The following is a 12390-nucleotide window of genomic DNA, read 5'->3' on the forward strand; positions in this document are numbered from 1 at the left end:
AGATGCGTCAACGTGTGCGAACGTTGACACATCCATAATTTTACTTTATTGTCTAATTTTCGTCTACATAACGCTGAATATTACTTGCATTTGCATAGCGTTTAACATCGTCGCCATTAACAACTACCAATGTAGGAGCTTGCATAACACCATATTTCTTTGTTAAATCAACCTGTTCCTCAGCATCTACAAGGATATAATCCTCGTCTTCTAGAATTTCCTTTGCTCTAGCGCAATTAGGACATGTCTTGGTTGTAAACAAATATTTTACACCTGTCTCTGGCTCTTCTGATACAATCTCAAGATTAACCTGTGGCTGCTCCTGAGCTGCGACCTTCTTTTCGCCTGCACGTCTACATACAGAGCCTGCAATATCATAAAGCTTACGGTTCTTGTACTCCTGAGTCTTACCCTCGTTCCAGTTTTGAACAGGACGATAGTAACCAGTAATACGGCTGTAAACCTCTGCAGTCTTACCACAGTGTGGGCATGTATAATGCTCGCCAGCAATATAACCATGATCCTTACATACTGAGTATGTAGGAGAAAGTGTATAGTAAGGTAATCTGTAATTCTCAGCGATTTTACGAACTAGGTTTGCAGCTGACTCCCATGTTGGAAGCTTCTCACCGATAAATGCATGGAATACAGTACCTGATGTATAAAGTGTCTGAAGCTCGTCCTGAACCTCAAGAGCATCAAAAATATCTGATGAGAATTCAACAGGCATATGTGAGCTGTTTGTATAGAATGGTGTATCACCTTCCTTGCCAGCTGTAATGATGTCTGGGAACTGCTCTCTATCATGCTTAGCAAAACGGTATGTGGTAGATTCTGCAGGAGTAGCCTCAAGGTTGTAAAGGTCTCCATACATCTCCTGATAATCAGAGAGTCTCTCACGCATGTGATTAAGTACATCCTTTGTGAATTCCTGAACTCTCTTGTCAGTCATATCTGCACGAAGCCAGTTAGCATTAAGACCTACCTCGTTCATACCAATAAGACCAATTGTTGAAAAATGATTGTCGAATGTTCCAAGGTAACGCTTTGTGTAAGGATATAATCCCTCATCAAGAAGCTTTGTAATAACACCACGCTTAATTTTAAGTGAGCGTGCTGAAATATCCATAAGCTTGTCAAGACGCGCATAGAAGTCTGCCTCATCCTTTGCCTGGTAAGCGATACGTGGCATATTAATAGTAACAACACCAACAGAACCTGTACTCTCGCCTGAGCCAAAGAAACCACCTGACTTCTTGCGAAGCTCACGAAGATCAAGACGAAGACGGCAGCACATAGAACGCACATCACTTGGCTCCATATCTGAATTGATATAGTTGCTGAAGTATGGTGTACCATACTTTGCAGTCATCTCGAATAATAATCTATTATTCTCTGTGTCTGACCAATCAAAATCACGTGTGATTGAATATGTTGGAATAGGATATTGGAATCCACGACCATTTGCATCACCTTCGATCATAATCTCAAGGAATGCCTTGTTGACCATGTCCATTTCCTTCTTGCAGTCCTTGTACTTAAAGTCCATCTCTTTGCCACCAACTATAGCTGGAAGCTCTGCTAGATCATTTGGAACAGTCCAATCTAATGTGATGTTTGAGAAAGGTGCCTGAGTACCCCAACGTGAAGGAGTATTAACACCATATATAAATGCCTCAAGGCACTTTTTAACCTCATCATATGAAAGATTATCAGTCTTAACAAATGGTGCAAGATATGTATCAAATGAAGAGAAAGCCTGTGCTCCTGCCCACTCATTCTGCATGATACCGAGGAAGTTTACCATTTGGTTGCAAAGTACTGATAAATGCTTTGCTGGTGCAGAAGTAATCTTGCCAGTAATTCCTCCAAGACCTTCCTGAATAAGCTGCTTTAATGACCAACCTGCACAGTAGCCTGTAAGCATCGAAAGATCATGTATATGAATCTCAGCATTACGATGTGCATTTGCAATTTCCTCATCGTAAATCTCTGAAAGCCAATAATTAGCTGTGATTGCCCCTGAGTTTGAAAGAATAAGTCCACCTACAGAATATGTAACTGTAGAGTTTTCTTTTACTCTCCAATCCTCTACCTTAACATAGCTGTCTACAACGTTCTTGTAATCCAAAACTGTAGACTTCATGTTGCGCATCTTTTCGCGCTGCTTTCTATATAATATGTAAGCCTTTGCTACATCAGTATATCCAGTTTGCTCCAGAACATTCTCAACAGAGTCCTGAATATCCTCTACTGATATTTTGCTCTCCTTGATTTTTGTCTGGAAATCTGCGGAAACACGAAGTGATAATAAACCGATTATATCGTCGTTGTATTCCTTTCCAGTTGCTTCAAAAGCCTTTGCTATCGCGTCATTAATCTTCCCCAAATTAAACTCTGCGATTTCTCCATCTCTTTTCACTACATCAAACAATTCTACTCACCAATTTCCTTTCACTAGTATCCTTAATCTCGTCAATAAAAGGACTCCCCCTACAACCTTATTTGTTGCCTCTTTCTTCTGTTGAACTAAGGTACTTTTGACTTGAATATATGTTATCAAAATCTAGGGTGGTGGGTCAATGTCTAATCACTATATATAGTGTTTTTCGTCATTATTACCTAAATTAGTTAAAACCTTTTGAATAAATTATAGGTAGAATTACGTTTCAACACACACAATATTTGGTATTTAAACACAAAAAAGACACACTATATATTGTAGCGTGTCTTTGGTGTTTTTATCTGGTTTGTAGGAAAACTAGTTCCTTTTGAGCCTCTTCGTCATTTGGGTAAGACTCAAGATATTGTGTTAGCACTTCCTTTGCTTCGGAGAATCTATTTAGTCCTTCTAGGGCAGCAACCTTACCCTTCATTAGTTCTGGCAAATTGTCTATTGAATCTAATTTCAACCCTGCCTCAAAATAGTTCAAGGCTTTCTCATAATTGCCATTTGAAACTTCGATATCTCCAAGTGTTGCAAGAGCATCACTGGTCACATCCTCTGATGAAGCGTATTCCTCTAATAAAGTCTGGGCAGAAGTATAATCTCCTTGATCCTGATACAGCTTTGCCAAATATAATCTGGCCTCTACTATATCATCATCAACAGCCTCCTTTAAATAAGTTTCGGCATCAGATGTCTCTCCCAGCATGTAATAGATTCGACCTTTGTAATATTTTGCATCTGAGGAATTATCGTCAACAGCAAGAGCATCATTCAAATAGACCATAGCCTGATCAGTATACCCTAGCGAATTTAAATTCTCATATATTTCAATGTATAACAAATAATTCTCATCATCTATGGCAATAGCTGCGTCATAATCTAAAATAGCCTGACCGATTTCACCCTCTTTGGCATATATGCTGCCTCGAAGAAAATATGGTTTATAGTTATCGCCATCATATTTTATAAGAGCTGCATATGTTTTCGTTGCATCCTCAAAATTTCCTGCATTATACTGGGCTGCAGCCTTGTAATAATTAATGTCGATTTCTAAATCAGTGACCTTGCCAATGGAACAGTCTAGCGCCTCGTCAAACTTTTCAATGGCCCCCTCATAGTCTCCTGTATCCATAAGCTCGATGCCTTCATCTCTGAGAGAAATTTCAGTCTCGTTATATTTAGAACATGCCGTCAAAGACAGCACCATATATGCACTTAATCCAATCGCAATTAACCTTTTTCTCATAGTGATAATTCTATCAAAGTAACCAGCCTTTGTGTAGTGAAAACTTGCAACATCTTTTCTTCTATATGATATAATTATTAGAAATTATTCATTCATAACAAAGGAGGGTTTTATCGTTTGGATGTGCACTTGCTAAGTAAACTAATAATTCTTTTTGTTCTGCTATGCTTATCTGCATTTTTTTCTTCTGCAGAGACTGCACTCACAACTGTTAACAAAATTAAAATAAAAACTATGGCTGATGATAATGACAAAAAAGCCGCCCGGGTTTTAAATGTTATTAACCGACCTAAAAAGATGCTTTCTGCTATTTTAATAGGCAACAACATTGTAAACCTATCAGCGTCTTCTCTTGCCACAGCACTTGCCATAGATATCTTTGGTAATGTTGGTGCCGGAATAGCAACTGGTATCCTGACCTTGTTAATTTTAATATTTGGTGAAATTACACCAAAGTCATTAGCTACCAGCTATTCTACCAGCCTCAGCCTTATATTTGCTCCAGTAATTGGTGCTTTAATGTGGATTCTTACTCCAGTAATTGTTGCCATTAATTTTTTATCTGCCATTTTTATTAGGATGTTTGGCATTGACCCAGATTTTAAAGATACAACAATTACCGAAGAAGAAATCCGAACAATGGTTGATGTCAGCCACGAAAGTGGAGCCATCGAAGGTGATGAGCGCACCATGATTCACAAGGTATTTGACTTCTCTGACGCCACGGCTAAGGAAGTAATGATTCCTCGAATAGACATGACTATGGTAGATGCCGACATCACCTATGATGAATTAATAAAAGTCTTCAAAGAAGACATGTACACAAGACTTCCTGTATGCGAGCCAGATACCCACAAGGTTCTTGGAATTGTCAACATGAAGGATTTTCTCGGGCTTAATCGACCTGATAATTTTTCAATTCGCGATTATTTAAGAGACGCTTATTTCACATTTGAAATGAAAAACGTTTCTGACCTATTTGATGAAATGCGATCCGAGGCTGCCTCTCTTTCCATTGTGTTGGATGAATACGGTGACCTTTCTGGAATGATTACACTAGAAGACCTATTAGAGGAAATCGTAGGCGAAATCAGAGACGAGTATGATGAAGACGAAGAAGACCCTGTTGTTCGCATAAGTGATAGAGAATATCAGGTTCTAGGTTCTATGAACTTAGAGGATTTATGCGATATTATCCCACTTGGTTTTTCCAGTGAGGACTACGATACCATTGGTGGTTACATTACAGGCGCCTTTGATCATTTTCCAAATGTGGGTGAGACTTACGTTTCAGAAAATGGAGCTATTATTCGAGTACTTGCTGTTGAGAAAAAACGTATTACTAAGCTTAGAATAAAGCTTCCTGCGCAAGCTTCTGACTCACAAACAAACCAAGATTAATTATAAGGCCCATGCCACCTATCAGTTGATAAAAGGATTTTATCCTGATGGTTTTGGCTAGGGCTCTTTTTTTGCCCCAAAATGTCTTTGCAAGTTTTCCGTCACGGTTTTTCACATCTACAAAAGTACGTTCATAATCCAGAATAATAAATACCACAATCCCAATTGTGTTGACAATTACAAGGATTAGTTCACTTATTTCTGTATAAAAATTAAAATACACCGCTATATTCATATTAAAGAAAAACAATTGCCATAGAACACCTTTTATCAGTTCTTTTCTCATTATACGATTGAACACCAACTCTTCCTTTTTCCAGGCATTTATTAGTTTCTCTCCATAATTATAGAAAGCAGCATAATCCATTGTGGATAACTTTCCATTTTTTAGAAACTCATTGATAAGATAATTATGAATTAAATTCATAGGCTTACATCCATATTTCTTTTCAATGTATCTAAATCCGATTTGAGCATATGCTTCTTTATCCTTTGCTTTTTCCTGCAGCAAAAGCGCTTTAAATAGACAGTGCTTAAACAGCTTATTATTAAATCCATAATAAACTTCTCTTAAGAGTGTCGTAACATCATGATTTTGCTCTGCTAATAGCATTAATCTATTCATGTATGCTAGCCTTAGCTTATTCTTTTTCTTTGCCCTAATACGCCTGTAAATTGAGCAAATAGAAGCCAAACCTCCTACTGTTATCCACAGTACAAAGCACAAGTAAATATTATTTAGTTTCATATTGTCCTTTGGGAAATAAATTGAATTTAACGAAAAAAACGACACGCAAAACGCGTGCCGCTAGTTTACCATATTAAAACCTCATTGGCAAGTAAAATGATTTGCTATACAGTTTCTGGCTCTGGATACTCAACACCAAAAGTCTCAACTGTAACCTTCTTCATTTTCTGCTCCTCAACAGGTCTGTCAGACCAATCTGTTGCAGTCTCAGCAATCTTGTTAACTATATCCATACCCTCGATAACTTTACCAAATGCTGCATAGTCTCCATCAAGATGTGGACTAGTTTTGTGCATGATAAAGAACTGGCTACCAGCTGAATCTGGAATCATTGTACGAGCCATTGAAAGAACACCTGGCTCATGCTTAAGGTTATTTTCAAAACCATTGCTTGAGAATTCACCCTTGATAGAATAACCTGGGCCACCCATGCCTGTTCCATCAGGATCTCCACCCTGAAGCATAAAACCGTTAATTACTCTGTGGAAAATAACTCCATCATAGAAATTGTGGTTGATAAGACTAATAAAATTATTAACTGTGTTAGGAGCGATTTCTGGATAAAGCTCAGCCTTCATGATATCGCCATTTTCCATTTCAATTGTAACAATTGGATTCTGTGCCATAATAAATTCTCCTTTACTCCGCTTGTTACGCTCACAATCCTGAGAGTCTCTTACGGTGACTACATGTCATCCTCCAGAGACCTCAGAGATTGTGAACTACAAGCTCATTTAAGCAATTATAATGCTATATATATTAAATATGTATTTAATTATAGCCTCGTTTACGATTTTTTATTTTGCAACACTCTCTGCTTTTTCAAGAACAGCTTTAGCATCTGCAAGATACTTATTCTCCATGTCATAAATGCGACCAGCATCTGCTGCTGTAGCGAAGCTTCTGTCCATTGGTATTTTACCAAGTACTGGAATATTAAGCTCTGCTGCTACTTCATCAATGTGGCTCTCGCCAAAGATTTGAATCTTTTCATCGCAATTTGGACACTGTACATATGAATAGTTCTCAACAACTCCAAGCACTGGGATATGCATCATATCTGCCATGTTATATGCTTTCTTAACTATCATCTGAACAAGTTCCTGTGGACTTGTAACAATTACAATACCATCAACTGGTAAAGACTGGAAACATGTAAGTGGAACATCACCTGTTCCTGGTGGCATATCAACAAATAAGTAATCGATATCACCCCATGCAACATCTGTCCAGAATTGTTTTACAACACCTGCAATAACAGGACCTCTCCATATTACTGGACTCTCCTCGTCATCAAGGATAAGGTTTATTGACATAATCTTTGTGCCATCCTCTGCAACCTCTGGAAGCATAACTCCCTCAGCGTCTGCTGCAGCTGGACCATGAACACCAAACATTTTTGGAATAGATGGACCTGTAATATCTGCATCAAGGATACCTACCTTGTAACCTGCTCTCGCCATTACACCTGCAAGTGAAGATGTAACCATTGATTTTCCTACGCCACCCTTACCAGATACGATTCCGATAACGTGCTTAATATTGGAATTGGCATTTGGTGCCTCTAAAAAAGCTGTATTCCTAACACCTTGTTGTGCTGCTGATGCAGAAGGACAACCTTCGCATGAGCCTCTGCTACAAGAGCTGGCTGAAGCACATGTATTATTATCTGCCATGATTATTAGACCTCCTAATCTATCTCTTTCATTTTCACTGTGTTTGATTATATCATAAAACCCAACTTATATAAGGTTTATTTAGAAATACATGTATATAGGAAAAGCTTCACTGTTGACGTTTTATCTTGTTGAGTAATGTATCAACCTAAAAATATAGTTATCAACATTTTCCACAATCATTTTTCTAAGGTTGAGGATAACTTCATTTTTACAAGTTATCCACATTTTAGTCTTGATAACTTTTTTTCAAAAATCCCCAATTTTCAATGGCTAGCGCTAATTTGTGTCTTTTTGATATATAATTCAACGAACAAACATTTCCCACAAAGTTATCCACAAATGTAAATAACTTTCCATAAGGTTGAAATTATTCCGGGATTATTAGATAATCAGAACTGGAAAATTTATTCATTTAGGAGACAATATGTCAGATACAAAAAAAGTATTATCCTTTGCAGTTGAATTAGGAGACTGCTTACTTCGAAATGGAGCTGAAGTTTATAGAGTTGAGGATAGCGTACTTGCTATTTTGAATTCTTATGATATTACAGACTGTGATGTGTATGTTTTGAGTAACGGAATTTTCGCCAGTGCGGACGAAGTAACTAAGCATGCCAGTTCAATGATTAGGCATGTCCCTATGTACCCTATGCACCTAAGTCGAATCGCTGCCATTAATAGTTTATGTCGTGACGTCTGTGCAAAAAAGATTTCCATCGAAGATGCATGGAAAAAATTGGAGCAAGCAAAAGTTATACCTGAATATAATTTATTAACATTAATACTTGCAACAGGAATTGGTTGTGGCGGATTTGCATATTTATATGGTGGAACTCCTCTAGATGCATTTATTGCCATCATAGTTGGTGTTATACTTCGATTATTCCTCACATTAGATAGAAAGCTTGGTCACTCGAAAACAATTACTAATGTACTGAGCAGTATGGTTATTACTATTGTAGCGTTGCTGTTTTATGCTGCAGGGTTACCTGTACATTACGACAAAATCATTATCGGAGCAATCATGCCATTAGTTCCTGGTATTCCACTTACTAATAGTATTAGAGATTTTATCAATTGCGATTATCTTTCAGGATCAATCAGACTTATTGATGCATTATTAACTGCATTTTGTATAGCTGTTGGTGTTGGTACCATAATCACTATTGCTCATTTAATAGGAGGAGGTGCTTACATCTAATGTATACAAATTATATTATCGAATTTATAGTTGCCACTATAGCAACAATTGGATTTGCAATCGTTTTCTCTGCGCCTCAATCCGAGCTGTTTTTTTGCGGTATATCTGGAGCAATCGGATGGATTTTCTATTCTGTAATTGCTAGCACATTAGCTGCACCTACCCTTGGTAATGTTGTAGGTTCATTCTTCCTTACAGTATTTTCAAGAAGTCTTGCGTCTAAACGCAAAAATCCCGTCACCGTATACTTGATTTCAGGAATATTCCCTTTAGTACCCGGTGCCGGAATTTACTATACATCCTATTATTTAATTATGAATGATATGGTTAACTTTACAAACTATGGTCTTTCAACAATCAAGACCGCAGGCGCCATAGTTATGGGAATCATTTTCGGAATGGCATTTCCACAAAGTTGGTTTAATACAGTTTTTGCACCTTCCGATCGTAAGTAAACAATCCATTAACTTCATCTTCTATATCGGTTGCCTGTGTATAAACCGCACCTGCTAGTCCCTCTTCCCTGAGGGACTTTATTTTTTTCATAATTTCATCATATGCTGATTGCAAATCTTTGCCTTGTGAATACTTTTTATATCCATAAACTGCATCACGTCTCACATGATTGCCTACCTTCAAGGAAAAGCCACCATATTCTGATATAACGTAAGGTCTAGGTCCATGATTTACTTTTAGCTTTTCAAAATATAGATGTTCTGAGAACACATCACCACAGCCCTCATGGAACCAACCTGACGCAGCATCTATAGGTCTTGTGGAATCAAACTGCTTCGCATATTCTAAACAGGCCTTAGCGTCAAATTGTCCCCAGCCTTCATTGAATAAGCACCACTGACCGATACATGGCACACTATAAAGCTGTTCAATCATTTCCTTGCACTCATGTCGCCACACTGCCTTTGATTTTTCAGTATTTCGACCTGTGAATCTAAGGAATAGTTTATTTTTATCCTTTGTATTTCCAAATGGTCTAACTACTGTAGGAATATGACAAATCATTTTCATGTCGTATTTGGTGCCACCATTAATTATATCCTGCCATACAATCATTCCTATTCTGTCACAGTGGAAATACCAACGCATAGGCTCAATCTTGCAATGCTTTCGAATCATGTTAAAGCCTAAAGACTTTATGGACTCTATATCATTTATCATTGCAGCATCGCTAGGTGGAGTCATAAGACTCTCTGGATAATATCCCTGATCTAACACGCCATGCATAAAATATGGCTTGTGATTCAATGTCAGACAAGGAAATCCTCGTTCATCCACTCCTACTCCAAAGTGACGCATAGTAAAATAAGTAGAAAAGGTATCCTTACCATATTCAATGTTTAAGAAATAAATATTAGGATCTTCTGGCGTCCATAGCTTATAGTGATTCAGGATTACATGAACATATATTTTATCATCCTGTATTTTGTCCACTGAATAATCTTTTATAAGCTCCTGATTGGCAGCTGAGATAGACACCTGACCTTTTAACTCAGAAACACTCAAAACTAAATCTAATCGATTATTATCAATATCAGGGGTAATTTTCAGCTTTGTTACGTAGGCCTCAGGGACCCATTCCATCCACACGGTCTGCCATATTCCACTTTGAGCAGAATACCACATTCCACAAGGTGAAATACTTTGCTTTCCTCTAGCATAGCCAACACCATCTGTATAGTCTCTAACCCTTATTTTTATCTCGTTTTCGCCATCTACAATAAAATCAGTGATATCATAGGAAAATGCTGTATAACCACCTTCATGGGTGCCTAGATTTATGCCATTTATAGATACCTGTGACACCTGGTCGACAGCGCCAAAATGTAAAATTAAATGCTTAGTTTTTTTTACCTTATCAAGCCCAAAAACCTTTATATATTCTAGCGTCTCATCAGGCTGTAAAACGTGTTTTTCAACACCAGACAGTGTAGTCTCAGGAGAAAATGGCACCTCTATAATCCCTTTTTGAACCACTTTTCCCTGACCACTAATAATTCTATAATTCCACTTGCCGTTAAGATTAATATATGTATTTCTCTGAAGCTGTGGACGTGGATATTCTTGCAGCCCCTCATATTTATAATCTGTGCTCAGTTCATAAACTGGTGCATTTTTGTCAATTCGGCTAATGGCCCCTAGCATTTCCTTCCAATACATAACAACCCCCTCTAGTTATTAAATCCTGATTTCAGATTTCTTCTTTTTAACCCAACGACGGTAAATAATCACCAGACATATACTATGCACACTCAATGTTAACAACCAGCTTCCTGGATATGAGAAAAACAATACTGACTCTGTATGATGAACTCTAAAGTATGTTGCAATCCAAATAAGTCTCGAAAAACATGCGCCCAACAGAGAGACAATCATAGGGACAGTTGAATATCCCAGACCTCTCAGACCACCAGTAAGTGAATCCATTATTCCGCACAAGAAATATGGTGTGCATACCCAGAATAGACGAATGGTGCCAGCGGCAATTGCTGGAGCACTGTCAGTGTAAATACCAAGCAATACATCAGCGAAATAATAAGCTAAATTACCTAAAATAATTCCCAATACAGTAACAATGCCTAAACACTCAAAAATAACCTTTTTAACACGTTTCTCATTACCAGCACCAAAGTTCTGACCTGTAAATGTAACGCAAGTCTGAGATACTGAGTTCATTGAAACATAAACAAAGCCCTCTATCGAACTTGCAGCTGAAGAACCGGCTATTGCTGCAGTACCAAAAGAATTAATTGCAGATTGAATAACTACGTTGGATAGTGAAAATACGCTACCCTGAATACCTGCTGGCAATCCAATCTTTACAATTTTCTTGAGGATACGTCTATCTATGCTAATCTCTGAAAGATTGAGCTTTAGAGCGTCATCCTGTTTGATAAAGAATAGAACCAATAATATACAAGAAATATAATTGGCAGTAGCAGAAGCAATGGCAACACCTGCCACTCCGAGCCCAAAGCATATAACTAAAACAAGATTTAATATTACATTTACAATTCCAGCTATAGTTAAAAATACTAATGGATGAGTAGTGTCACCTGCTGCTCGCAGAATAGCTGCTAAAAAGTTGTATAACATCGCAGCTGGCATTGCCAAAAAGTAAATCTGTACATATAGTGCTGCCAATGGAAGAACATCTTCAGGAGAACCCATTAATTCCAACATTGGTCTTGCACCAAATAGTCCAAGAAATACTAATACTATTCCACCAATAATAGATATAGCTACACTAGTGTGTAGTGTCTTTTTTACATCTTCATATTGTCTAGCCCCATAAAACTGAGCCGTACAAACATTAGCACCAACCGAAGCACCAATGAATAGGTTTGTCATTAAATTAATAAGGGATCCAGTAGAACCAACTGCAGCAAGGCTCGCTTCTCCCGCGAATCGCCCCACAACAATTACATCAGCTGCGTTAAACAATAATTGCAACACACCTGACATTACAATAGGAATAGTAAAGATAATAAGTTTGCCCAGAAGAGGGCCATGAGTCATGTCTAATTTCTTTTTGTTCATATTAAACATTCTAGCACTTTATAGCTAATAATAAAATAATCGAGTAGGAGGGAAATTCAAATGAATTTCCCGACCTCTCACACCACCGTGCGTACCGTTCGGTACACGGCG

10 protein-coding genes are annotated in these 12390 nt (G+C 37.8%); 3 read left to right on the forward strand and 7 right to left on the reverse strand.

Going from position 1 to position 12390, the window contains the following annotated elements; translation table 11 throughout:
* Positions 1-52: 52 nt before the first annotated feature.
* Positions 53-2434, reverse strand: a complete 2382-nt coding sequence (locus E7276_RS04055) for a ribonucleoside triphosphate reductase (RefSeq protein WP_294214045.1) — start codon at positions 2432-2434, stop codon at positions 53-55.
* A gap of 307 nt (positions 2435-2741) precedes the next feature.
* Complete coding sequence (locus tag E7276_RS04060; protein ID WP_294214047.1) at positions 2742-3695, reverse strand: tetratricopeptide repeat protein; 954 nt, start codon at positions 3693-3695, stop codon at positions 2742-2744.
* Positions 3696-3812: 117 nt separating this feature from the next.
* Here E7276_RS04060 and E7276_RS04065 point away from each other — a divergent pair, with 117 nt between their 5' ends.
* On the forward strand, positions 3813-5096 hold the full coding sequence (locus E7276_RS04065; protein ID WP_334298474.1) for an HlyC/CorC family transporter: 1284 nt from the start codon (positions 3813-3815) through the stop codon (positions 5094-5096).
* Here the strand turns inward: E7276_RS04065 and E7276_RS04070 are convergent.
* From E7276_RS04070 to E7276_RS04080, 3 genes are all read right to left on the reverse strand, one after another.
* A complete protein-coding gene (locus tag E7276_RS04070) occupies positions 5044-5721 on the reverse strand; it encodes a hypothetical protein (RefSeq protein WP_294214051.1) in 678 nt (225 codons plus the stop codon). The genes E7276_RS04065 and E7276_RS04070 overlap by 53 nt on opposite strands.
* A 227-nt stretch (positions 5722-5948) precedes the next feature.
* Positions 5949-6470 (reverse strand): peptidylprolyl isomerase, encoded by a 522-nt coding sequence (locus E7276_RS04075; RefSeq protein ID WP_294214053.1) that lies wholly within the window; start codon positions 6468-6470, stop codon positions 5949-5951.
* Positions 6471-6641: 171 nt separating this feature from the next.
* The gene (locus E7276_RS04080) at positions 6642-7520 is read right to left on the reverse strand and encodes an Mrp/NBP35 family ATP-binding protein (protein ID WP_294214056.1); all 879 of its coding nucleotides are present in this window, start codon (positions 7518-7520) and stop codon (positions 6642-6644) included.
* A gap of 427 nt (positions 7521-7947) precedes the next feature.
* On the opposite strand from E7276_RS04080, the gene E7276_RS04085 reads away from it, so the two are divergent.
* Positions 7948-8724, forward strand: a complete 777-nt coding sequence (locus tag E7276_RS04085) for a threonine/serine ThrE exporter family protein (protein ID WP_294214057.1) — start codon at positions 7948-7950, stop codon at positions 8722-8724.
* Complete coding sequence (locus tag E7276_RS04090) at positions 8724-9179, forward strand: threonine/serine exporter family protein (RefSeq protein WP_294214059.1); 456 nt, start codon at positions 8724-8726, stop codon at positions 9177-9179. Before E7276_RS04085 ends, E7276_RS04090 begins: the two co-directional genes overlap by 1 nt.
* Here E7276_RS04090 and E7276_RS04095 read toward each other — a convergent pair.
* Together E7276_RS04095 and E7276_RS04100 are read right to left on the reverse strand one after the other, a co-directional pair.
* On the reverse strand, positions 9145-10899 hold the full coding sequence (locus tag E7276_RS04095) for a glycoside hydrolase family 2 protein (protein WP_294214060.1): 1755 nt from the start codon (positions 10897-10899) through the stop codon (positions 9145-9147). The two genes, E7276_RS04090 and E7276_RS04095, sit on opposite strands and share 35 nt — an antisense overlap.
* A gap of 18 nt (positions 10900-10917) precedes the next feature.
* Positions 10918-12279 (reverse strand): MATE family efflux transporter, encoded by a 1362-nt coding sequence (locus E7276_RS04100; RefSeq protein ID WP_294214062.1) that lies wholly within the window; start codon positions 12277-12279, stop codon positions 10918-10920.
* Between the last annotated feature and the right edge of the window lie 111 nt (positions 12280-12390).

This window comes from Pseudobutyrivibrio sp. (assembly GCF_015057185.1).
Classification (GTDB): domain Bacteria; phylum Bacillota; class Clostridia; order Lachnospirales; family Lachnospiraceae; genus Pseudobutyrivibrio.